General features: G+C 72.1%; 19 protein-coding genes. 9 read left to right on the top strand and 10 right to left on the bottom strand.

The annotated features are described in order from the left end of the window. Positions 1-8: 8 nt before the first annotated feature. On the bottom strand, positions 9-2,249 hold the full coding sequence (locus tag ACFWJB_RS00600) for a transglycosylase domain-containing protein (protein WP_386919331.1): 2,241 nt from the start codon (positions 2,247-2,249) through the stop codon (positions 9-11). A gap of 460 nt (positions 2,250-2,709) precedes the next feature. On the opposite strand from ACFWJB_RS00600, the gene wblA reads away from it, so the two are divergent. Continuing rightward, the gene (wblA, locus tag ACFWJB_RS00595) at positions 2,710-3,048 is read left to right on the top strand and encodes a transcriptional regulator WblA (protein ID WP_385461502.1); all 339 of its coding nucleotides are present in this window, start codon (positions 2,710-2,712) and stop codon (positions 3,046-3,048) included. A gap of 39 nt (positions 3,049-3,087) precedes the next feature. Here wblA and ACFWJB_RS00590 read toward each other — a convergent pair whose 3' ends face one another. Next, positions 3,088-4,458, bottom strand: coding sequence for an ArsA family ATPase (locus tag ACFWJB_RS00590; RefSeq protein ID WP_386919329.1), 1,371 nt, complete (start codon positions 4,456-4,458; stop codon positions 3,088-3,090). Then, on the bottom strand, positions 4,455-5,432 hold the full coding sequence (locus ACFWJB_RS00585) for an ArsA family ATPase (protein WP_386919327.1): 978 nt from the start codon (positions 5,430-5,432) through the stop codon (positions 4,455-4,457). Before ACFWJB_RS00585 ends, ACFWJB_RS00590 begins: the two co-directional genes overlap by 4 nt. Before the next feature lie 106 nt (positions 5,433-5,538). On the opposite strand from ACFWJB_RS00585, the gene ACFWJB_RS00580 reads away from it, so the two are divergent. The 5 genes from ACFWJB_RS00580 (at position 5,539) to ACFWJB_RS00560 (ending at position 9,260) form a co-directional block, all read left to right on the top strand. Continuing rightward, complete coding sequence (locus tag ACFWJB_RS00580) at positions 5,539-5,700, top strand: DUF4177 domain-containing protein (protein ID WP_003975360.1); 162 nt, start codon at positions 5,539-5,541, stop codon at positions 5,698-5,700. Next, positions 5,697-6,164, top strand: coding sequence for a RidA family protein (locus ACFWJB_RS00575; protein WP_386919325.1), 468 nt, complete (start codon positions 5,697-5,699; stop codon positions 6,162-6,164). Before ACFWJB_RS00580 ends, ACFWJB_RS00575 begins: the two co-directional genes overlap by 4 nt. Positions 6,165-6,409: 245 nt before the next feature. Next, positions 6,410-7,420: an alpha/beta fold hydrolase gene (locus ACFWJB_RS00570; RefSeq protein WP_386919323.1), complete on the top strand. Its 1,011-nt coding sequence runs from the start codon at positions 6,410-6,412 to the stop codon at positions 7,418-7,420. A gap of 59 nt (positions 7,421-7,479) precedes the next feature. Continuing rightward, entirely contained in the window at positions 7,480-8,421 is a 942-nt protein-coding gene (locus ACFWJB_RS00565; RefSeq protein ID WP_386919322.1) for an NUDIX hydrolase, read from the top strand. Then, complete coding sequence (locus ACFWJB_RS00560) at positions 8,418-9,260, top strand: MBL fold metallo-hydrolase (RefSeq protein ID WP_386919320.1); 843 nt, start codon at positions 8,418-8,420, stop codon at positions 9,258-9,260. The genes ACFWJB_RS00565 and ACFWJB_RS00560 overlap by 4 nt, the downstream gene beginning before the upstream one ends. Before the next feature lie 6 nt (positions 9,261-9,266). Here ACFWJB_RS00560 and ACFWJB_RS00555 read toward each other — a convergent pair whose 3' ends face one another. Continuing rightward, the gene (locus tag ACFWJB_RS00555) at positions 9,267-9,941 is read right to left on the bottom strand and encodes a Crp/Fnr family transcriptional regulator (RefSeq protein ID WP_019329813.1); all 675 of its coding nucleotides are present in this window, start codon (positions 9,939-9,941) and stop codon (positions 9,267-9,269) included. 369 nt (positions 9,942-10,310) lie between these two features. Between ACFWJB_RS00555 and nth the strand changes: the two genes are divergently transcribed. From nth to ACFWJB_RS00540, 3 genes are read left to right on the top strand one after another with little or no spacing between them, the layout of a single operon-like run. Then, entirely contained in the window at positions 10,311-11,447 is a 1,137-nt protein-coding gene (gene nth, locus ACFWJB_RS00550; RefSeq protein WP_386919318.1) for an endonuclease III, read from the top strand. A gap of 52 nt (positions 11,448-11,499) precedes the next feature. Further along, positions 11,500-12,207: an NUDIX hydrolase gene (locus ACFWJB_RS00545; protein ID WP_386919316.1), complete on the top strand. Its 708-nt coding sequence runs from the start codon at positions 11,500-11,502 to the stop codon at positions 12,205-12,207. A gap of 47 nt (positions 12,208-12,254) precedes the next feature. Further along, positions 12,255-13,454 carry a MarP family serine protease gene (locus tag ACFWJB_RS00540; protein WP_386919314.1) on the top strand — a complete coding sequence of 400 codons (1,200 nt, stop codon included), beginning with the start codon at positions 12,255-12,257 and terminating at the stop codon, positions 13,452-13,454. A 65-nt stretch (positions 13,455-13,519) separates the two neighbouring features. Here ACFWJB_RS00540 and ACFWJB_RS00535 read toward each other — a convergent pair whose 3' ends face one another. The 6 genes from ACFWJB_RS00535 to ACFWJB_RS00510 form a co-directional block, all read right to left on the bottom strand. Further along, a complete protein-coding gene (locus ACFWJB_RS00535) occupies positions 13,520-13,705 on the bottom strand; it encodes a hypothetical protein (RefSeq protein ID WP_356203044.1) in 186 nt (61 codons plus the stop codon). Between the two features lie 127 nt (positions 13,706-13,832). After that, positions 13,833-14,783, bottom strand: a complete 951-nt coding sequence (locus tag ACFWJB_RS00530) for an alpha/beta fold hydrolase (RefSeq protein WP_385461533.1) — start codon at positions 14,781-14,783, stop codon at positions 13,833-13,835. Beyond that, entirely contained in the window at positions 14,780-15,268 is a 489-nt protein-coding gene (locus ACFWJB_RS00525) for a phage holin family protein (RefSeq protein WP_385461536.1), read from the bottom strand. Before ACFWJB_RS00525 ends, ACFWJB_RS00530 begins: the two co-directional genes overlap by 4 nt. Before the next feature lie 101 nt (positions 15,269-15,369). Continuing rightward, on the bottom strand, positions 15,370-16,794 hold the full coding sequence (nhaA, locus tag ACFWJB_RS00520) for a Na+/H+ antiporter NhaA (RefSeq protein ID WP_386919311.1): 1,425 nt from the start codon (positions 16,792-16,794) through the stop codon (positions 15,370-15,372). A gap of 246 nt (positions 16,795-17,040) precedes the next feature. Then, positions 17,041-18,996 carry an acetate--CoA ligase gene (gene acs / locus ACFWJB_RS00515; protein WP_385461542.1) on the bottom strand — a complete coding sequence of 652 codons (1,956 nt, stop codon included), beginning with the start codon at positions 18,994-18,996 and terminating at the stop codon, positions 17,041-17,043. Between the two features lie 218 nt (positions 18,997-19,214). Further along, the gene (locus tag ACFWJB_RS00510; protein ID WP_385461545.1) at positions 19,215-21,686 is read right to left on the bottom strand and encodes a SulP family inorganic anion transporter; all 2,472 of its coding nucleotides are present in this window, start codon (positions 21,684-21,686) and stop codon (positions 19,215-19,217) included. Positions 21,687-21,921 lie beyond the last annotated feature (235 nt).

The following is a 21,921-nucleotide window of genomic DNA, read 5'->3' as shown; positions in this document are numbered from 1 at the left end:
CCGGGGTCTCAGTTGCGCCGGCCGCCGGGGCCGTTCCCGCCGTTGCCCTGGCCCTGGAAGAGGTCGCCCCACACGCCACCCGGGAAGCCGGCGTCGCCGCCGCCCCCCTGGTCGCCGTTGTTCCCGTCGTTGCGGCCGCCGCCGTCGCCCTTGTCCTTCTCCTTGTCCTTGCCCTTGTCGGCGTCGGGGATGTCGACCAGGCTGAACTCGGGAGCGGGCTTGCCGTCCAGCGCGCCCGACATCATGTCCCGCCAGATCGGTCCGGGGACCGCGCCGCCGAAGACCTTGTCGTACGGGACGCCGCCGATGGTGATGTCGACCATCTGCCGGTCGTGCTTCGGGTCGCCGACCCACACGGCGCCGGCGAGATTGGGCGTGTAGCCGACGAACCAGGCCGCGTACCGCTCGTCGGTCGTACCGGTCTTGCCCGCGCTCGCCCGGCTGCCGAGGCCGGCCTGCGTACCCGTACCGTCCTCGACCACGCCCTTCAGCAGCGTGTTGACGGTGTCGGCCGTGGTCTCGGACATGGCGCGCGAGCAGGTGGACTTCGGCACCTCGAGGGACTTGTCCTTGTTGCCGAGCCGCTGGGTGATCGACTCGATGGCGACCGGCGTGCAGTACATGCCGCGGGAGGCGAAGGTCGCGTACGCGCTCGCCATGGTCAGCGGGGACACCTCGGTGACGCCGAGGGCGATGGACGGGGTCTGCTCGAGCTTCTGGCCGTTGGCGCGCGCGACGCCCATCTTCTCGGCCATCTGCGTCACCGGGCAGACGCCGATGTCACTGATCATCTGCACGTAGTAGGTGTTGACCGACTTGGCGGTCGCCTCCTTCATGTCGTACGGGCCGACCTCGGTCTCGTTCTCGTTGGTCAGCTCGACGCCCGGCTCGTTCCACGACTTGCCGTCGCAGGCCGCGACCGGCGCCGGGTAGTCCATCTTGTACGGCGAGGAGTACGTCTTCGTCGCCGGCATCCCGCCCTCGAGGGCCGCCGCGGCCACGATCGGCTTGAACGTCGAACCCGGCTGGAAGCCCGCGCCGCCGCCCATGACCTGGTTCACCGAGAGGTTGAGCGTCGTCTCGTGCTGCTTGACGTCGACACCGTACGGACGGGACTGGCCCATCGCGACGATCTTGCCGGTGCCGGGCTCGACGATCGTCGCGGCGGTCGCCACCTCGTCGCCCGAGTTGACGTGGTCCTTGATCGACTGCTGGACCGACTTCTGGGCCTGCGGGTCGAGGGTCGTGCGGATCGTCAGACCGCCCTGGTTCCAGACCTTGGCCCGGGCCTCCTTCGTCTTGCCGAAGACCGGGTCGCTCAGGAACACGGAGCGCACGTAGTCGCAGAAGAAGCTCGCGCCCTTCACGGCCGTGATGCAGCCGTTCTTGGGGCGGCTCACCTTCAGCCCGAGCGGCGCCTTCTGCGCCTTGTCCGCCTCGGCCCGCGAGATGTCGCCGACCTCGGCCATGCGCGTCAGCACCACGTTGCGCCGCTTGACGGCCTCGGCCTCGTCGTTCACCGGGTCGTAGCGGGTGGGCGACTGGACGACGCCGGCCAGGAGGGCGGCCTCCTGGAGGTTGAGGTCCTTGGCGCTCTTGGAGAAGTACCGCTGCGCGGCCGCCTCGACGCCGTAGGCCTGCTGCCCGAAGAACGTGATGTTGAGGTAGTTCTCCAGGATCTTCTTCTTGCCCAGCTCCTCCTCCACCTGGATCGCGAACTTCAGCTCGCGGATCTTGCGGCCGATGGTCTGCTGGGTGGCCTGGGCGACCTTCGTCGGGTCGTCACCGGCCTCCTCGACGAAGACGTTCTTCACGTACTGCTGCGTGAGCGTGGACGCGCCCTCGGAGACCCCGCCGCTGCGGGCGTTGTTGTTGAGCGCGCGCAGCACGCCCTTCAGGTCCACCGCGCCGTGCTGGTAGAAGCGCGAGTCCTCGATGGCGACGATCGCCTTCTGCATGTACGGCGAGATGTCCTTCAGGCCGACCACCGTGCGGTCGCGCGAGTAGACGGACGCGATGGTGCCGCCCTGGGAGTCGAGGATGGTGGTGCGCTGGCTGAGCGGCGGCGTCTTCAGGTTGGCCGGGAGTTCGTCGAAACTCTCCACCGAACCCTTGGCGGCCAGCCCCAGCGCGCCCACGGCCGGCAACGCGATGCCGGCCAGGACGGCTCCCGCGAGCACACTGACACCGAGGAACTTGGCGGCCTGCTGCGTTGGCGACAGACCACCGCCCGAGCGCTTCTTTGGCATGGAGGCAGCCTACGTTCTCATTCGCCGGACACGCGTATATGCCTTGGCCTAAGCTGCACCCAACTGTCACAGCAGTGAGGCCACGTATCAATACGTCCGGCGACCCCGAATCGTTCCGGACCCGCTCGGGTTTCTTCCGAGAGGCCCCGCTGGGGGGCGCGTTGGTGCGGGAGAGCGCGTGCCACGGTGCGAGGGATGCGTGCCCGGATCCACCTCGTGTGTCACGCGGTGTCCGTTGTGGCACACCGGAGATGACCCGAATGCCAGGGTTGTCACGCATGTCGCCGGCTCACTCCCCCGGGTGATCTGCCGCTTACGCATAGTCCGTTCGGGCCATTCAAGATTGGGCCCGACGGGGGTGTTGCGCTGTCCCGACCTTCCGTAACGTCCTCAACTGGCGGCGGTGAATATGCCGCTGCCGCCGTGGGGGAGCCTCGATTCGGGAGAGGACGGCGCCGGTATGGGCTGGGTTACCGACTGGAGTGCGCAGGCCGCCTGCCGCACTACCGATCCGGACGAACTGTTCGTTCAGGGAGCAGCGCAGAACAGGGCCAAGGCGGTGTGCACCGGATGCCCGGTGCGGACCGAGTGCCTGGCCGACGCGCTCGACAACCGCGTCGAGTTCGGCGTGTGGGGAGGCATGACGGAGCGGGAGCGCCGCGCACTGCTGCGCCGGCGGCCCACCGTGACCTCCTGGCGCCGCCTGCTGGAGACGGCGCGGACGGAGTACGAGCGAGGGGCCGGCATCGTGCCCCTCGACGACGACGAGGTCTACGAGAACTTCGCGGCCGTGGGCTGAGGCGGCCGGGGGCGCCCCTCGGCGGACGCCCCGGTCGGTTCAGACACCGGGCTCGGGCAGCTCGGGCCGGCCCGTCGCGAGACGGTCCCCGATGTCCCGCAGCCCCGCCAGGTCGTGCACGTCGCCGGGCAGTGCGGCCACTTCGGTGACCGCCACCTCGGGGTGCCGCGCGGTGAAGCGGTCACGCGTGCGCTGCTCGCGGGAGAGCAGATGCATGCGCTCCGCGTGGAGCCTCAGCAGGCCCGCGGTGAGCTGGTCGGCGGATCGCTCCGGCGTGTCCGAAGCGTCCTCGGTGGCGGCTCCGGCGTGGGCGTCGGTCGGGCTTCCGGCGTGGGACGAGGCGGCGGCCTCCGTGCCGGGGGCATCTGAACTGCCGTACGTGTCGGGAGAGTTACGAACTCCAGCTTTCCCGTCGTCCTGATCCACAATGCCGGGATCCTCAAGATTTTCCGCGGCGGCGAGCGCCCGCTCGGCCGACAGCCCGTCGGCGCCGCTGCCGTGGACGCGGTTGAGCACCAGACCGGCGAGCGGCATGTCCTCGGCCGCCAGCCGCTCCACGAAGTACGCGGCCTCGCGCAGCGCGTCCCGCTCCGGGGCCGCGACCACCAGGAACGCGGTGCCCGGCGCCTGGAGCAGCTTGTACGTGGCGTCCGCGCGGGTACGGAACCCGCCGAACATGGAGTCCATCGCGGCCACGAACGTCTGGACGTCCTTCAGGAACTGCCCGCCGAGCACCTTCCCGAGGACACCGGTCATCATCGACATGCCGACGTTCAGGAACTTCATGCCGGCCCGGCCGCCGACCTTCGCGGGGGCCAGCAGGACGCGGATCAGCCGGCCGTCCAGGAAGGACCCGAGACGCTTCGGCGCGTCCAGGAAGTCCAGCGCCGAGCGGGACGGCGGCGTGTCGACGACGATGAGGTCCCACTCGTCCCGCGCCCGCAGCTGCCCCAGCTTCTCCATCGCCATGTACTCCTGCGTGCCCGCGAAGCCCGCGGAGAGCGACTGGTAGAAGGGGTTCCCCAGGATCGCCGCCGCCCGGTCGGGATCCGCGTGCGCCTCGACGATCTCGTCGAAGGTGCGCTTCATGTCGAGCATCATGGCGTGCAGCTCACCGCCTGCCGAGTCGTCGACGCCCTTCACCCGGCGCGGGGTGTTGTCGAGCGAGTCGATGCCCATGGACTGGGCGAGCCGCCGGGCCGGGTCGATGGTCAGGACGACCACCTTGCGGCCCCGCTCGGCCGCGCGCAGGCCCAGGGCCGCCGCGGTGGTCGTCTTGCCGACCCCGCCCGAGCCGCAGCACACCACGATGCGTGTCCTCGGGTCCTCCAGCAGCGGATCGACGTCCAGCACACGCGCGGCGGAGAGACGGCGCCCGCTCTCCCCCCGCCGGTCCGGGTCCGGGCTCATGCGATCCCCTGCTTCCGCAGATCGGTGGCCAGCTCGTACAGGCCCGCCAGGTCCATTCCCTCGGCGAGCAGTGGCAGTTCGTGCAGCGGCAGGTCCAGTGCGCCCAGGACCGCCCGCTGCTCCTGCTCCAGCGCGTACCGCTCCGCGTACTCGTCGGCCTGCTCCAGCAGCGGGTCCACCAGCCGTTCGGCGTGCCCGCCCCGCCGCGCCCCGCCGAGCCCGGCCCCGGACAGGGACCGCGCGATCGCCGTGCGCGGGGTGCTCCGTACGAGGTCCAGGTCGGTGGCGTCCAGCAGCGAGGGCCGGACCATGTTGACGACGACGCGTCCCACCGGCAGCCGGGCCGCCCGCAGCTCGGCGATGCCGTCCGCGGTCTCCTGGACCGGCATCTCCTCCAGCAGGGTCACCAGGTGCACGGCGGTCTCCCGCGATTTCAGCACCCGCATCACGGCCTGCGCCTGATTGTGTATCGGGCCGACCTTGGCGAGCCCGGCGACCTCGTCGTTCACGTTGAGGAAGCGCGTGATGCGCCCGGTGGGCGGCGCGTCCATGACGACGTAGTCGTACGTGAACCGTCCGTTCCTGTCCTTGCGCCGCACCGCCTCGCAGGCCTTGCCGGTCAGCAGGACGTCCCTGACCCCCGGTGCGATGGTGGTCGCGAAGTCGATCGCGCCGAGCTTCTTCAGGGCCCGTCCGGCGCTGCCCAGCTTGTAGAACATCTGGAGGTAGTCCAGAAGGGCCAGTTCGGGGTCGATGGCGAGGGCGTACACCTCCCCGCCCCCGGGAGCGACGGCGATCTTCCGCTCCTCATAAGGCAGCGCCTCCGTTTCGAAGAGCTGCGCGATGCCCTGGCGACCCTCGACCTCGACGAGAAGCGCGCGCTTCCCCTCGGTGGCCAGGGCCAGCGCTAGGGCCGCGGCCACCGTGGTCTTGCCGGTTCCGCCCTTGCCACTGACGACCTGGAGCCTGCTCACGTATTCGAGCGTAACCAGTCCGCCCCCGGAGTACGCCGGTGGCCGTGGAGAACGTGGCATCGGTCGGCCGTCTGCCGGGTCCCGGGCAGCGGCTAGAGTCGGCCACATGACCAAGTGGGAATACGCAACCGTGCCGCTGCTCGTCCACGCCACGAAGCAGATCCTGGACACCTGGGGCGAGGACGGCTGGGAGCTCGTCCAGGTCGTGCCCGGGCCGAACAATCCCGAGCAGCTCGTGGCCTACCTGAAGCGGGAGAAGCAGGCGTGAGCGCAGTCGAGGAGAAGCTGGCCGAGCTCGGCCTGACGCTGCCCGAGGTCGTCCCGCCGCTGGCCGCCTACCAGCCGGCCGTGCAGTCCGGCCCGTACGTCTTCACCTCCGGCCAGCTGCCGATGGTGGACGGCAAGCTGCCCATGAGCGGCAAGGTGGGCGGCGAGGTGACGCCCGAGGAGGCCAAGGACCTGGCCCGCACGTGCGCGCTGAACGCCCTCGCCGCCGTGAAGTCCGTCGCCGGTGACCTCGACCGCGTCGCGCGCGTGGTCAAGGTCACCGGCTTCGTCGCCTCCGCGCCGGACTTCACCGGCCAGCCGGCCGTCCTCAACGGCGCCAGCGAACTCCTCGGCGCGGTCCTCGGCGACAAGGGCGTGCACGCCCGCAGCGCCGTCGGCGTCGCGGTGCTGCCGCTGGACGCGCCGGTGGAGGTCGAGATCCAGGTGGAGCTCACCCAGGCGTGACCCGCCGCGGCGGACGCACCGACGGCGCCGAGTACGCGGGACGGTGGGGCCGGGGCCGGGGCCGGGGCCGGGGCCGGGGCCCGGGGCCCGGGGCTGCAGGGCCTGGGGTCCGGCGCCGCCGGTACGGGCGGCCGGCCGGGTGACCCGGGCCGTTTTGCCGGACCGGCAACAAGCCTGGCCCCTGCCCGGGCCGCCCTCGCAGGATGGCCGCCGGCGCCGCACCGACCGACCCGCCCGGAGGATCCATGCCGCAGTCGCCCGTCCCCGTCCAGCCCCCCGTCCACCGGCTCGTGCCCTCACCGGCGGGCCGGACGCACCTCGTGGAGCAGGGCAGCGGGCCCCTGGTCCTGCTCGTCCACGGTTTCCCCGAGTCCTGGTACTCCTGGCGCCGCCAGCTCCCCGCACTGGCCGCCGCGGGCTTCCGCGCCGCCGCGATCGACGTACGCGGCTACGGGCGGTCCTCCCGGCCCGGCGCGGTGGACGCGTACCGGATGCTCGACCTGGTGGCGGACAACGTCGCCGTGGTGGAGGCGCTGGGCGAGCGCTCCGCGGTGATCGTCGGCCACGACTGGGGCGCGACGATCGCCGCGCACTCCGCGCTGCTGCGGCCCGACGTGTTCCGCGCGGTCGGCCTGCTGAGCGTGCCGTACACCCCGCCGGGCGGGCCGAGGCCCAGCGAGGCGTTCGCCGCCATGTGCGCCCCCTCCGGACCCTTCGCCGGGCAGGAGTTCTACGTCTCCTACTTCCAGGAGCCCGGCCGCGCCGAGGCGGAGATCGAGCCCGACGTACGCGGCTGGCTCGCCGGCTTCTACGCCGCCCTGTCCGCCGAGACGATGCCGGGGCCGGAGGCGCCCGACCCGCACCTCGTCGCCCCCGGCGGCAGACTGCGCGACCGCTTCCCGGCCGGCGGGCGGCTGCCGGCCTGGCTCACCGAGGAGGACCTGGACGTCTACGCGGGGGAGTTCGAGCGCACCGGCCTGACCGGCGCCCTCAACCGCTACCGCGCCATGGACCTCGACTGGGCGGACCTGGCCGGCCACGCGGGCGCCCCGGTCACCCAGCCGTCCCTGTTCCTCGGCGGCGCCCTGGACGCCTCCACCACCTGGCTGTCCGACGCGATCGCCGCCTACCCGGCCACCCTGCCCGGCCTGACCGCCTCGCACCTCCTCGACGGCTGCGGCCACTGGCTCCAGCAGGAACGCCCCGAGGAGACGAACCGGCTGCTCACCGACTGGCTGGCCGGCCTGCCCGGCTGACGCCCGCCCGGCCCCGGGGGCCACTCGAACATCCGCCCGTCACCGGATAGCCTCCGGCCATGGCGAATGGGCAGGCGAATGGTCAGTGGTACCCCCCGGAGTGGCCGGACCGCATCCGCGCGCTGGCGGACGGCACGCTCACCCCGGTCACGCCGAGACGCGCGGCCACCGTCATGCTCCTCAGGGACACCGGCGACGGCACCGCCGTCCACATGCTGCGCCGGCGCACCTCCATGGCCTTCGCCGGCGGCGCGTACGCCTACCCGGGCGGCGGGGTCGACCCCCGCGACGACGACCGCGCCATCGGCTGGGCGGGCCCCACGCGCGCGTGGTGGGCGGACCGGCTCGGCGTGGACGAGGCGGGCGCCCAGGCCATCGTCTGCGCGGCCGTACGGGAGACCTACGAGGAGGCCGGCGTCCTGCTCGCCGGACCCACCCCCGGCTCGGTGGTCGGTGACACGACGGGCGAGGACTGGGAGAGCGACCGCGCGGCCCTGGTCGCCCGGGACCTGTCGTTCGCGGAGTTCCTGGACCGCAGGGGCCTCGTCCTGCGCTCCGACCTGCTGGGCGCCTGGGCCCGCTGGATCACCCCGGAGTTCGAGGCCCGCCGCTACGACACCTGGTTCTTCGTGGCCGCCCTGCCCGAGGGCCAGCGCACCCGCAACGCCTCCACGGAGGCCGACCGGACGGTGTGGATCACCCCGGCCGACGCGGCGGCGGGGTACGACAAGGGCGAGCTGCTGATGATGCCGCCGACGATCGCGACCCTGCGCGCGCTGGCGGAGCACGGCACGGCGGCCGAGGCGCTCGCGTCGGCGCCGGGCCGGGACATGACGCCCGTGCTGGCCCGGGCGCGGCTGGTCGAGGGCGAGATCGAGCTCTCCTGGCCGGGGCACGACGAGTTCACCAAGCACGTGCCTACCACGACGTCGGCCACGCCCGCCGGCCCGGCGCCTTCCGGCCCGGCGCCTTCCGACCCGACCGGGGGAGCCCCCGCATGACGGACGCAGCAGCACTGCCCGGCCAGCCGCGCGGCGGGGTCCTCTCGGGGCCCGCCACCGCTCGCGCGGTGAACGTCCTTGCGCCGAACGCGTCCGCGATGACGCTGGACGGCACGAACACCTGGATCCTCGCCGAGCCCGACTCCGACCTGGCCGTCGTGGTCGACCCGGGTCCGCTGGACGACACCCACCTGCGGAACGTCGTCGACACCGCCGAGCGGGCGGGCAAGCGCGTCGCGCTGACGCTGCTGACGCACGGTCACCCGGACCACGCGGAGGGCGCCGCGCGCTTCGCCGCGCTGACCCGCACCGAAGTGCGGGCCCTTGACCCGGCGTTGCGCCTGGGCGACGAGGGACTGGCGGCGGGCGAGGTCATCACGGTCGGCGGCCTGGAGCTGCGGGTCGTGCCGACCCCGGGACACACGGCCGACTCCCTGAGCTTCCATCTCCCGGCCGACCGGGCGGTCCTGACGGGCGACACCGTCCTGGGCCGCGGTACGACGATGGTGGCCCACCCCGACGGCCGGCTCGGCGACTACCTGGACTCCCTGCGCAGGCTCAGGTCGCTCACGGCCGACGACGGCGTGCACACGGTGCTGCCCGGCCACGGGCCGGTCCTGGAGGACGCCCAGGGCGCCGTCGAGTTCTACCTCGCCCACCGGGCCCACCGCCTCGCCCAGGTCGAGACGGCCGTGGAGGACGGCTACCGGACACCGGGCGAGGTCGTCGCCCAGGTGTACGCGGACGTCGACCGCTCACTGTGGCCGGCGGCGGAACTGTCGGTGCGGGCGCAGCTGGAGTACCTGGGCGAGCACGGGCTCATCCAGCGGCCCGACTGAGGTGCGTCAGCGGGAGCGCTTGGCCAGCCGCTCCACGTCCAGCAGGATCACCGCACGGGCCTCCAGCCGGAGCCAGCCGCGCTGGGCGAAGTCGGCGAGGGCCTTGTTGACCGTCTCGCGGGACGCGCCGACCAGCTGGGCCAGCTCCTCCTGCGTCAGGTCGTGCACGACGTGGATGCCCTCCTCGGACTGCACGCCGAATCGGCGGGAGAGGTCCAGCAGGGCGCGGGCGACGCGGCCGGGGACGTCCGAGAAGACCAGGTCCGACATGGCGTCGTTGGTCTTGCGCAGGCGGCGCGCGACGGCGCGCAGCAGCGCCGTGGCCACCTCCGGGCGCACGTTCAGCCAGGGCTGGAGGTCGCCGTGACCGAGGGCCAGCAGCTTGACCTCGGTGAGCGCGGTGGCGGTCGCCGTGCGCGGGCCCGGGTCGAAGAGCGACAGCTCGCCGATCAGCTCGCTCGGCCCGACCACGGCCAGCATGTTCTCGCGGCCGTCGGGGGACGTGCGGTGGAGCTTGACCTTGCCCTCCGTGACCACGTACAGGCGGTCTCCGGGGTCGCCTTCGTGGAACAGCGAGTCGCCGCGGGCGAGGGTCACCTCACTCATGGAGGCGCGGAGCTCCGCGGATTGCTCGTCGTCGAGCGCCGCGAAGAGCGGGTTGCGCCGCAGAACGTCGTCCACGAGTTCTCTCCTTGTCGACCGGCTCAGAGGATCTTGTTCCCCCGGTGTACCAGGGGTCCGTGGTGCCCATTTTGCCGGACAGTCCAAACAGTGTGATCTGTCACAAGGATGCCGCACACATGTCCTGGGGTAAGCGGCAGGGGTCCAATTGGACGCCGATCTTCGGGGTCCGGGGCGGATGTCCGTGCCGGGTCGTAGGCTGGCCGGGTGTCCAAATCGCCGGTGAGAGCACAGGCCTAGGGGGCTGCGCGGGTGGTTGTACGTCGCGATTCCGCTGTGGGCGAACAGGCTCCCGATGGCGGTAGGAAAACGGCGAAAACGGCAAAGAAGGCGGCGCCTGCCAAGCGAGTGACCGCGGAGAAGGGTGCCTTGAAGAAGAACGCCGAGACCGACCCGGCCGGGCCCGAGAAGACGCCGGGGCCGACCGGGAAGAAGGCTTCCGCGAAGAAGCCGGCGCCGGCGAAGCGGACGGCTCCCGCGAAGAAGGCGGCGCCGGCCGGGAAGGCGGCGCCGGCGAAGAAGCCGGCTCCCGCGAAGAAGGCCGCGTCGGCCGGGAAGACGGCGCCGGCGAAGAAGTCGGCGTCGGCCGGAAAGAGGACGGCCGCGGCCAGGAAGGCGGCGCCGCTCAAGAGGCAGGCGCCGGCCAGGAAGCCCGCCGTCGTGCCCACCAAGGCCGCCGCCCCGGTCCAGGGCGTGGCCCCGGCGAAGACCATCGCCCCGCACCCCCCGCGCGACGAGTCGCGCACCGCCCTGGTCCGCCGCGCCCGCCGCATCAACCGCGAGCTCGCCGAGGTGTACCCGTACGCCCACCCCGAGCTGGACTTCGAGAACCCCTTCCAGCTCCTGGTCGCCACGGTGCTCTCCGCCCAGACCACCGACCTGCGCGTCAACCAGACGACGCCCGCCCTCTTCGCGAGGTACCCGACCCCCGAGGACCTGGCCGCCGCCAACCCCGAGGAGGTCGAGGAGATCCTCCGCCCGTGCGGGTTCTTCCGGGCCAAGACCAGGTCGGTCATAGGGCTGTCCAAGGCCCTGACGGAGGACCACGGCGGCGAGGTCCCCGGTCGCCTCGACGACCTCGTCAAGCTGCCCGGCGTCGGCCGCAAGACCGCCTTCGTCGTCCTCGGCAACGCCTTCGGCCGCCCCGGCATCACCGTGGACACGCACTTCCAGCGCCTGGTGCGCCGCTGGCAGTGGACCGCGGAGACCGACCCGGACAAGATCGAGGCCGCCGTCGGCGCGCTGTTCCCCAGGAGCGACTGGACGGACCTGTCCCACCACGTGATCTGGCACGGGCGCCGCATCTGCCACGCCCGCAAGCCCGCCTGCGGCGCCTGCCCCATCGCCCCGCTCTGCCCGGCGTACGGCGAGGGCGAGACGGACCCGGAGAAGGCGCGGAAGCTGCTGAAGTACGAGAAGGGCGGCCTCCCCGGTCAGCGGCTCAGGCCCCCGCAGTCCTACCTGGACGCGGGCGGCACCCCGGCGCCGCCCCTCGGTGCCGGATGACGGAACGATCTCGGGTGCGTCGGGCGTTGGACACGGCAGAACGGGGGTGGCGATGACACGGGCGGGCAACACTGAGGGCGTCGCGCTCAGCGAGGTGGGCCTGCCCGGCTGGCTGGAGCCGGTCGCGCGGGCCGTGCGGACGGTACGGCCGGGGCAGCTCAGCCGCTTCCTTCCCCCGGCCGACGGCGCCGGGCGGCAGTCCGCCGTGCTGATCCTGTTCGGCGAGGGCAGACCCGAGAGCGAGGGCGGCCGGGGGCCGGAGCTGCTGCTCATGGAGCGGGCCAGTTCCCTGCGCTCGCACGCCGGCCAGCCCTCGTTCCCCGGCGGCTCCCTCGACCCGGAGGACGGTGACCCGCAGGGGGAGGGCCCGCTGCGGGCCGCCCTGCGCGAGGCGGAGGAGGAGACCGGGCTCGACCCGGCCGGTGTGCAGCTCTTCGGCGCCCTGCCCAAGCTGTACATCCCGGTCAGCAGCTTCGTCGTCACGCCGGTGCTCGGCTGGTGGCGCGAGCCCAGCCCGGTCGGTGTCGTCGATCCGAACGAGACGGCCCGGGTCTTCACCGTCCCCGTGGCGGATCTCACGGATCCGGTCAACCGGGTCACCGCCGTCCACCCCCGCGGCCACCGGGGACCGGCATTCCTGGTCGAATCGACCCTGGTGTGGGGCTTCACCGCCGGGATCATCGACCGGCTGCTGCACTTCGCGGGCTGGGAGCGGCCCTGGGACAGGGACAAGCAGGTCCCGCTGGACTGGCGGTCATGACAGGGTGACCGGTGTGAGCGTAGGACGACGAGGCGAGGCCTGAATCAGTGAACGTGCTGGACATCCTGCTGCTGCTGGCCGCCGTCTGGTTCGCGATCGTCGGCTACCGCCAGGGCTTCGTGGTCGGCATCCTGTCCGTGACCGGCTTCCTCGGCGGCGGTCTCGTCGCCGTCTATCTGCTCCCGGTCGTCTGGGACGCCCTGACGGACAACGCGGAGGTGAGCACGACCGCCGCCGTCGTCGCGGTCGTCGTCGTCATCGTCTGCGCCTCCGTCGGCCAGGCCCTGACCACGCACCTGGGCAACAAGCTGCGCCGGTACATCACTTGGTCCCCGGCCCGCGCCCTGGACGCCACCGGCGGCGCCCTGGTCAACGTCGTCGCCATGCTCCTCGTCGCCTGGCTCATCGGCTCCGCCCTGGCCGGCACCACGCTGCCGACGCTCGGCAAGGAGGTCCGCAGCTCCAAGGTGCTGCTGGGCGTCTCCCGTGCGCTGCCCGCGCAGGCCGACACCTGGTTCGCGGACTTCTCCTCCGTCCTCGCGCAGAACGGCTTCCCGCAGGTCTTCAGCCCGTTCTCCAACGAGCCGATCACCGACGTCCAGCCGCCCGACCCGGCCCTCGTCAACAGCCCCGTCGCGACCCGCGCCAAGCGATCCATCGTCAAGGTGATGGGCACGGCCACCGGTTGCGGCAAGGTCCTGGAGGGCACCGGATTCGTCTTCGCCGAGCGCCGCGTGATGACCAACGCCCATGTGGTGGGCGGCGTCGACGAGCCCACCGTGCAGATCGGCGGCGAGGGCCGCAAGTACGACGCGACGGTCGTCCTCTACGACTGGCAGCGCGACATCGCCGTACTCGACGTACCGGAACTGCGGGCCCCCGCCCTGCGGTTCACGGACGACGACGCGAACCGGGAGGACGACGCGATCGTCGCGGGCTTCCCCGAGAACGGAGCGTACGACGTGCGCGCCGCACGCGTGCGCGGACGCATCACGGCCAGCGGCCCGGACATCTACCACCGCGACACGGTCCGCCGCGACGTCTACTCGCTCTTCGCGACCGTCCGTCAGGGCAACTCCGGCGGCCCGCTGCTGACGCCCCAGGGCGAGGTCTACGGCGTGGTGTTCGCCAAGTCCCTCGACGACCCGGACACCGGCTACGCGCTCACCACGAAGGAGATCCGCGAGGACATCAGCGAGGGCCGCACCGCCAACCAGCAGGTGGACAGCGACAGCTGCGCGCTCTGACGGAGTCAGGCTCCCAGGGGAGTCCGGCCGGGAGTCCGGCCGCGCGGAGGCGACCCGCGGGGTGCTCAGCCGCGCGGATGGCGCAGCCGTACGGAGACCCAGCGTGCCCTGCGGCGCAGAATGCGCGGAATTCCCACCACCCGTAGATCCGTCCCCGCCAGTTGCGGGGTGCCTCCGCGTCGGTGGGTGCTCGCGCCGCTCGTGGAGCGGCCGTCGCGTGCTACGTCACTGTAGTCGTGCGTCCAGCCCATACCGGGACGTGTGCCCCCGCCCCAAGGTCTATAACCGCTCCGGAGGGCCCCAATTGGCCTATGCGCCAGGCAAGTGGCCGTTCATCGGACAAGCGCACCGGTTCGGATACCGGGCGCGCTCGTTCGGTCACCGATCGGGTTCGGGATCCTTCAGCCAGTTGATCAGTTCGGTGGAGAAAGTGACCGGATCCTCTTCGTGCGGGTAGTGCCCGAGCCCGTCGAACAACCGCCAGCGGTACGGCGCTTCGACGTACTGCCCGGATCCCGCCGCGCTCCGTGTCCGCATCACGGGGTCCAGCGAGCCGTGCAGATGCAGCGTCGGCACGCGCACCGGCCGCTTCATGCGGCGGTAGAACTGGATGCCGTCGGGGCGGGCCAGCGAGCGGACCATCCAGCGGTACGGCTCGACGGAGCAGTGCGCCGTGGACGGGACGCACATGGCCCGGCGGTAGATCTCCACCGCCTCGTCGTCCGGCAGCCGCGGCCCCGACCAGTCCCGGATCAGCCGGCCGACCAGCGCGCCGTCGTCCGCGGTGAGCTGCCGCTCCGGGATCCAGGGGCGCTGGAAGCCCCAGACGTACGAGCCCGCCCGCGTCTGCCGTACGTCCCCGAGCATGGCCGAGCGCCAGCGCCGGGGGTGCGGCATCGACGACACCGCGAGCCGCCGCACGAGCTTGGGCCGCATCGCCGCGGCCGTCCAGGCCAGGTATCCGCCCAGGTCGTGGCCGACCAGCGCGGCGTCCGGCTCGCCGAGCGAGCGGATCACGCCGGTGATGTCCAGGGCGAGGCCCGCGGGGTCGTAGCCGCGCGGCGTGCGGTCGCTGCCGCCGACGCCGCGCAGGTCCATGGCGACCGCGCGGAAACCGGCGTCGGCGAGCGCCGTGAGCTGGTGCCGCCAGGTCCACCAGAACTGCGGGAAGCCGTGCAGCAGCAGCACCAGCGGCCCGTCACCGAGCTCGGCGATGTGGAAGCGCGCGCCGTTGGCGGCGACGTCCCGGTGGGTCACTTCGCGCCCGCCGGGGATGCCGGGTCGTACGACCGAGGTGGGCTGCGCCGATGGAGTGGCGGGGTCCGTCATGAGGACGAGCGTGCCACAGCCTCGATGGCCTCGGGCGACCGGTCGGCGGGCAGCTCCGGGCGCGGGTGCGGCTTGGCGTTCTGCAGGACGCCCGCCGACTGCTTCACCGAGGCGGCGACCTTCTGCGGGCCGCGGCCCTTCTTGGCCTTCTTGGCGAAGGTGACGCCGATCAGCGCGAGGAGCCCGGCGACCAGGACGTTCGCCGCGAAGGACAGCAGGAAGCAGACCGCGAGGTTCCAGCCGCTCCAGGTCCGGATGCCGTAGGCCAGGGCGAAGTTCAGCATCGGCAGCGAGAACACCAGGAGCAGTCCCGCCGCCGAGAAGGCGCCGCCGCTGGTCGCGCCGCGCTTCACGTCCTGCCTCAGCTGCGCCTTGGCCAACGCGATCTCGTCGTGCACCAGCGCCGACAATTCGGTGGTCGCCGAGGCGAACAGCTGGCCGATGCTGCGTTCGGTGCCGACCGGGCTGCCGTCGGGTGCGCTCATCGCGGTCTCCCTCTTCTGCTGGCTTGCTGCGTACGGTTCCGTGCGGTCGTCGTCTTCTGTCCGACTGCGAACGGTCCCGTCTTTTGTACCGTCTCGTCAGATCATGCCGGACCGTCGCCCTCCTCGCCTGCCCCGCCCGGCACTTCGGCAAGCCGCGCCGACTTCTTCTCCTCGGCGAGCCGCCGGTGCTCGGCGGCCTTCCGCTCGTGGATGGCCGCCATGCGCAGGTGGTACGCCGGGTCGTCCTGCTCGTACACGTCCGGCACGCCGTCGAGGTCGTCGTCGCGCTCCTCGTCCTCGATCATGCGGCGGTACTTGGCGTTCCGGATCTTCAGCAGCACGGTCGCCACGGTCGCCGCGATGAGCGACCCGGTCAGGACGGCGGCCTTCACCTCGTCGGTCAGGGCCGCGTCGCCGTCGAAGGCCAGCTCGCCGATGAGCAGCGAGACGGTGAACCCGATGCCGGCCAGCGTCGCCACGGCGAACACGTCGGCCCAGGCCAGGTCGTCGCTGAGCGAGGCCCTGGTGAAGCGTGCGGTGAGCCAGGTGCCGCCGAAGATGCCGAGCGTCTTGCCGACGACGAGACCGAGGACGACGCCGAGGGTCTCCGGCCTGGTGAACACGTCGGCCAGCGCGCCGCCCGACAGGGACACACCCGCGCTGAACAGCGCGAACAGCGGTACGGCGAGACCGGCCGACAGCGGGCGCACGAGGTGCTCGATGTGCTCGCCGGGGGAGTGCTCCTCGCCCTCCCGGGTGTGGCAGCGCAGCATCAGGCCCATCGCGACGCCGGCGATGGTGGCGTGGACGCCGCTGTTGTACATCAGGCCCCAGACGACGAGGCCGAGCGGGACGTACACGTACCAGCCGCGCACGCCCTTGCGCAGCAGCAGCCAGAAGAGGGCGAGGCCGGCGGCGGCGCCACCGAGCGCGGCGAAGTTCAGGCCGTCGGTGAAGAAGACGGCGATGATCAGGATGGCGAAGAGGTCGTCGACGACGGCGAGCGTCAGCAGGAAGGCGCGCAGGGCGCTCGGCAGGGACGTGCCGATGACGGCGAGCACGGCGAGCGCGAAGGCGATGTCGGTGGCGGTCGGCACGGCCCAGCCGGCCAGGGAACCGCCGCCCGCGGTGTTGGTGAGCGTGTAGACGACCGCCGGTACGGCCATGCCGCACAGGGCCGCCACCACGGGCAGCGCGGCGGCCTTCGGGTCCTTGAGGTCGCCCGCGACCAGCTCGCGCTTGAGCTCGATCCCGGCGACGAAGAAGAAGACGGCCAGCAGCCCGTCCGCCGCCCAGTGCGCGACCGACAGGTTCAGGCCGAGCGCGGCGGGGCCGAAGTGGAAGTGGCTGACGCTCTCGTAGCTGTCGTGGAGCGCCGGGATGTTCGCCCAGATCAGGGCGGCGACCGCGGCGACGAGCAGCAGGACCCCGCCGACGGTCTCGGTGCGCAGCGCGTCCGTGAGGTACGTCCGCTCCGGGAGCGACAGCCGGCCGAAGGCCTTGCGGGGGGTGCGGGGCGACGTCACGGGGGGACCTCCGGTCGATGGGCAGCACGAAACACGTGCCGACCAGACTTCCCGGCGCACCCTGACGATCTACTTGTGACTTTGACGCTTTCCTTAGCGTACCTAACGGGTCGCTCCGGCGCGAACGGGCTGGGGTGTTCGTGCCGTGGGACGCCCATGCGGAGGGGCACCCGGCGGATCGCTCGCCGGGTGCCCCTCGGGCGGCCGATTCAGTCCCGCGGAAGGGCCGCGGAAGGGTCCCGCGGATCAGTCGTCGCTGGACGACGCCGGGAGCTTGTCCTGGATCAGCTGCATGACGCTGCTGTCGGTCAGGGTGGTGACATCACCCAGGGCCCGGTTCTCCGCCACGTCGCGCAGCAGGCGGCGCATGATCTTGCCCGAGCGGGTCTTGGGCAGCTCGGCCACCGGCAGGATCCGCTTCGGCTTGGCGATCGGTCCGAGGGTGGCACCGACGTGGTTGCGCAGATCGGCGACCAGGTCCTCGGTCTCCGCCGCCGTACCGCGCAGGATCACGAACGCCACGATGGCCTGGCCGGTCGTCTCGTCCGCCGCGCCGACCACGGCCGCCTCGGCGACCGACGGGTGGGAGACGAGGGCCGACTCGACCTCGGTGGTGGAGATGTTGTGCCCGGACACGAGCATCACGTCGTCCACGCGGCCGAGCAGCCAGATGTCGCCGTCGTCGTCCTTCTTGGCGCCGTCGCCGGCGAAGTACTTGCCCTCGAACCGCGACCAGTAGGTGTCGATGAACCGCTGGTCGTCGCCCCAGATGGTGCGCAGCATCGACGGCCACGGCTCGGTGAGGACCAGGTAGCCGCCACCGCCGTTCGGCACCTCGTTGGCCTCGTCGTCGACGACGGTGGCGGAGATGCCGGGCAGCGGGCGCTGGGCGGACCCGGGCTTGGCCTCGGTGACGCCGGGCAGCGGCGAGATCATCATCGCGCCCGTCTCGGTCTGCCACCAGGTGTCGACGACGGGTGTGGCGTCCGCGCCGATGGTCTTCCGGTACCAGATCCACGCCTCGGGGTTGATCGGCTCGCCGACCGAGCCGAGGACGCGCAGCGAGGCCAGGTCGAACTTCGCGGGGATGTCGTCGCCCCACTTCATGAACGTCCGGATCGCGGTGGGCGCGGTGTAGAGGATCGTCACGCCGTACTTCTGCACGATCTCCCAGAAGCGGCCCTGGTGCGGGGTGTCCGGGGTGCCCTCGTACATCACCTGGGTCGCGCCGTTGGCGAGCGGGCCGTAGACGATGTACGAGTGACCGGTGACCCAGCCGACGTCGGCGGTGCACCAGTAGACGTCGGTCTCCGGCTTGAGGTCGAAGACCGCCCAGTGGGTGTACGCCGTCTGGGTGAGGTAGCCGCCGGACGTGTGCAGGATGCCCTTGGGCTTCCCCGTCGTGCCGGACGTGTACAGGATGAACAGCGGGTTCTCGGCGTCGAACGCCTCCGGCGTGTGCTCGGCGGACTGCCGGTCGACGGTCTCGTGCCACCACTTGTCGCGGGAGTCGTCCCAGGCGACGTCCTGGCCGGTGCGGCGGACGACGAGGACGTGCTCGACGGTACCGGCGCGCTCGACCGCCTCGTCGACGGCGGGCTTGAGCGCGGAGGGCTTGCCGCGCCGGTAGCCGCCGTCGGAGGTGATGACGACGCGGGCGTCGGCGTCCTGGATGCGGGTCGCGAGCGCGTCGGAGGAGAAGCCGCCGAAGACGACCGAGTGGGCGGCGCCGATGCGGGCGCAGGCCAGCATCGCGATCGCCGTCTCCGGGATCATCGGCATGTAGACGGCGACCCGGTCGCCCTTGCGCACACCCAGCTCCAGCAGGGCGTTGGCGGCCTTGGAAACCTCGTCCTTGAGCTGCGCGTAGGTGATGGCGCGGCTGTCGCCGGGCTCGCCCTCGAAGTGGATGGCGACGCGGTCGCCGTGGCCGGCCTCCACGTGCCGGTCGACGCAGTTGTACGCGACGTTGAGCGTGCCGTCCTTGAACCACTTGGCGAACGGCGGGTTCGACCAGTCCAGGGTCTCGGTCGGCTCCTGCGCCCAGGTCAGTCGGCGGGCCTGCTCGGCCCAGAAGCCGAGCCTGTCAGCCTTGGCCTGTTCGTACGCCTCTGCCGTGACGTTGGCGTTCGCGGCCAGGTCAGCGGGCGGCGCGAAGCGTCGCTCCTCCTTCAAGAGGTTGGCCAAGCTGTCATTGCTCACGACATCTCCCTTTCTCAGGGTTGTCCGTTGTGTCCCAGGCCACACCTCATCAGACCCGGGGGGCCGATGACAAGGGTCGACGGGCAATTGGTTTAGACCTGTTAGGGGTGACGCCGTCTCCGTGACCAGTGGTCATCCGTACCCACGGGCGCCGGCGGCGCGGGGTTCAGTGTGTGTAACGCCTCTCACACTCCCGCGCGCGCCGGCTGTCGTGACGCTCAGGCGGTCAGGTCGGCCTCCCGCACCAGCTCGAACCGTCCGGCTCCTTCCCCCTCGGCGAGCAGGTACGCCTGGGCCTCGCCCACGTGGAAGTACATGCCGTGCAGCTCCAGCTCCCCGGCGCCCAGTGCCCGGGACACCGATGCGTGGTCGCGCAGGTGCTCGAGCTGCTGGACCACGTTGGCCAGGCAGAGCTGCTCGGCCGCGTCGGCGGGCCGCCGCCCCGCCAGCCGGGTCCAGGAGTCCTCGTCCTCGGACAGGCGCCGCAGGCTCGGCGCCCCGTGCCGCAGCCACCGCTCGAGCGGCGTCCGCGCCTCCCCGGTCCCGGTGCCGAGCAACGCCTGCATGGCCCCGCACCCGGAGTGGCCGCACACCGTGATGGACCGCACCTTCAGCACGTCCACCGCGTACTCGATCGCGGCGGCGACCGAGTCGTCCCCGCTCTCCTCGCCGGGCGGCGGCACGAGGTTGCCCACGTTCCGCACGACGAAGAGGTCGCCGGGGCCACTTGAGGTGATCATCGACGTGACCAGCCGTGAGTCGGCGCAGGCGAGGAACAGCTGGGAGGGCTGCTGTCCCTCGCGCGCCAGCCGGGCCAGCTCGCCGCGCACCAGCGGGGCGGTGTTGCGGTGGAACGCGTCGATCCCGCGCACCAGTTCACGTCCGCCGGACCCGGTCGGTCCGCTTGGTCCGGCCGGCTCGCCGGACCGGCCGGCTCCGCCGAGCCCGGCGGGCCCGGCGGAGCCCGCAGGTCTCCCGGTACTGCCGGTCAGGCGGGTGCCACCGGTCTCCCCCGTCCCCTCGGTGCGGGACTTCCGGTCGCTGCCGGGCGGGTGCGCGGGCGCCGTCCGCGGGCGTTCGCACTGATGGTTGCGCCAGGGCGTCCAGGGGCGGCAGCGGCAGCCGTCCGTGTCGGCCGGCTCGGAGATGCGGAGGCCGGGGCGGCGACCGGTGATCTCGACGGAACCGCCCTGTGCGGTGTGCGTCTTCTGCCAGTCCTGCAGCGCCTCGTACGCCGCGTGGTCCATGAACGATCCGTCCAGCTCCACGACGGCTTCGGCACCGTGCGGCACGTGGTGCAGGACCCGGCTGAGCCGTGGCACCGCCAGGAAGGTCAACTGGCCCCGGACGTGGACGTGGTGGACTCCTTCCGTCTCGACGTGCGTGATGCGGGTGCGGGTCAGCCGGTGCAGGGCGACACCGACGGCCACGGCGATGCCCAGCGCGACGCCTTCCAGGACGCCGAAGAACACCACGCCGCAGGTGGTGACCGCGTAGACCAGTACTTCACGGTGGCGGGTCACCGTGCGGATGTGGTTGAGGGACACCATCTTGAGGCCGACGGCCATGACCAGGGCGGCGAGCGAGGCGAGCGGGATGAGCTCCAGGGCTGGGACCATCAGCAGTGCGGCGATCACTACGAGAGCGCCGTGCAGCATCGTGGAGTTCCGGCTGACGGCGCCGGCCTGGACGTTCGCGGAACTGCGCACGGCCACACCGGCGATGGGCAGGCCGCCGAGTGACCCGGAGACGACGTTGGCGGCGCCCTGGCCGAGCAGTTCGCGGTCCAGGTCGGACCGTCCGACGCGGCCGGTCGGGCCCGGCCGGGCGGCGACGAGCTTGTCCACCGCGACCGCGCCGAGCAGGGACTGCACGCTGCACACCAGCGTGGTGGTGAGGACGGCGGCGACGAGGCCGAGCACCGGGCCGTCGGGCAGGGTGGCCAGGGCGTGGCTGCTCCAGGAGGGCAGGTCGACCTTGGGTAGTTGGAGTCCCGCCAGGACGGCGACCGCGGTGGCACCGGCGACGGCGATCAGAGCGGCGGGTACCTTGCCCAGCAACTGACCGGCCCGGCCGGGGAGTCGGGGCCAGAGCAGCAGCAGGGTCAGGGTCAGGATGCTCGCCGCCAGGTCGGCGGGCTGCACGTCGGCCATCTGGGCGGGCAGGGCGCGCAGGTTGTCGGGGACCGCGCTCTGCGGGGTGCCGCCGAGGACGATGTGCAGCTGCGCGACGGCGATGGTGACGCCGATGCCGGCGAGCATGCCGTGCACGATGGCGGGACTGACGGCGAGGGCGGTGCGCGCCACGCGCAGACAGCCCAGGCCGAGCTGGGCGAGGCCGGCGAGGACGGTGATGGCGCAGGTCGTACGCCATCCGTAGCGCTGGATGAGGTCGGCGGTGACCACGGTGAGTCCGGCCGCAGGCCCGCTGACCTGGAGCGGACAGCCGCCGAGCCGGCCGGCGACGATCCCGCCCACCGCGGCGGCGACCAGGCCGGCCTGGAGGGGGGCGCCGGTGGCGAGGGCGATTCCCAGGGACAGGGGGAGTGCGATCAGGAAGACCGCGATCGCGGCCGAGACGTCGGCGCCCGCGACGCGGAACCGCCGGGGGCGCTCGGGTGGTGGGCTGTGGGGTGGGTGGACGTGCTCGGTCCGGGCCGAATCGGCGCGGGCGGGGACGCAGGCTGACATGTTTCCCGTCTCCTCCGGGGCTGTGCGGTCGCGGTCAGGGGGTGTCCCCCGCTCGGCGGGGGCGGTTTCGCGGCAGTGGGGCACGGCGTACAGCGGCGGGACGCTTGAGCGCTTTTCGATTGCGCTCAGTAAACGAATAGTAATTCAGAGTAAAAGGCGGGCATAGACTTTTCGCGCAAATGGAGTAATGCCCCGCTCTGGCGAGTGAATCGGTCTTTTCATCGGCTTGTCGTAT

The sequence above is a fragment of the Streptomyces sp. NPDC127100 genome (genome assembly GCF_042724095.1).
Classification (GTDB): domain Bacteria; phylum Actinomycetota; class Actinomycetes; order Streptomycetales; family Streptomycetaceae; genus Streptomyces.
Note: the sequence above shows the minus strand (reverse complement) of the source record. Positions and strands in the feature narration are given on the sequence as shown.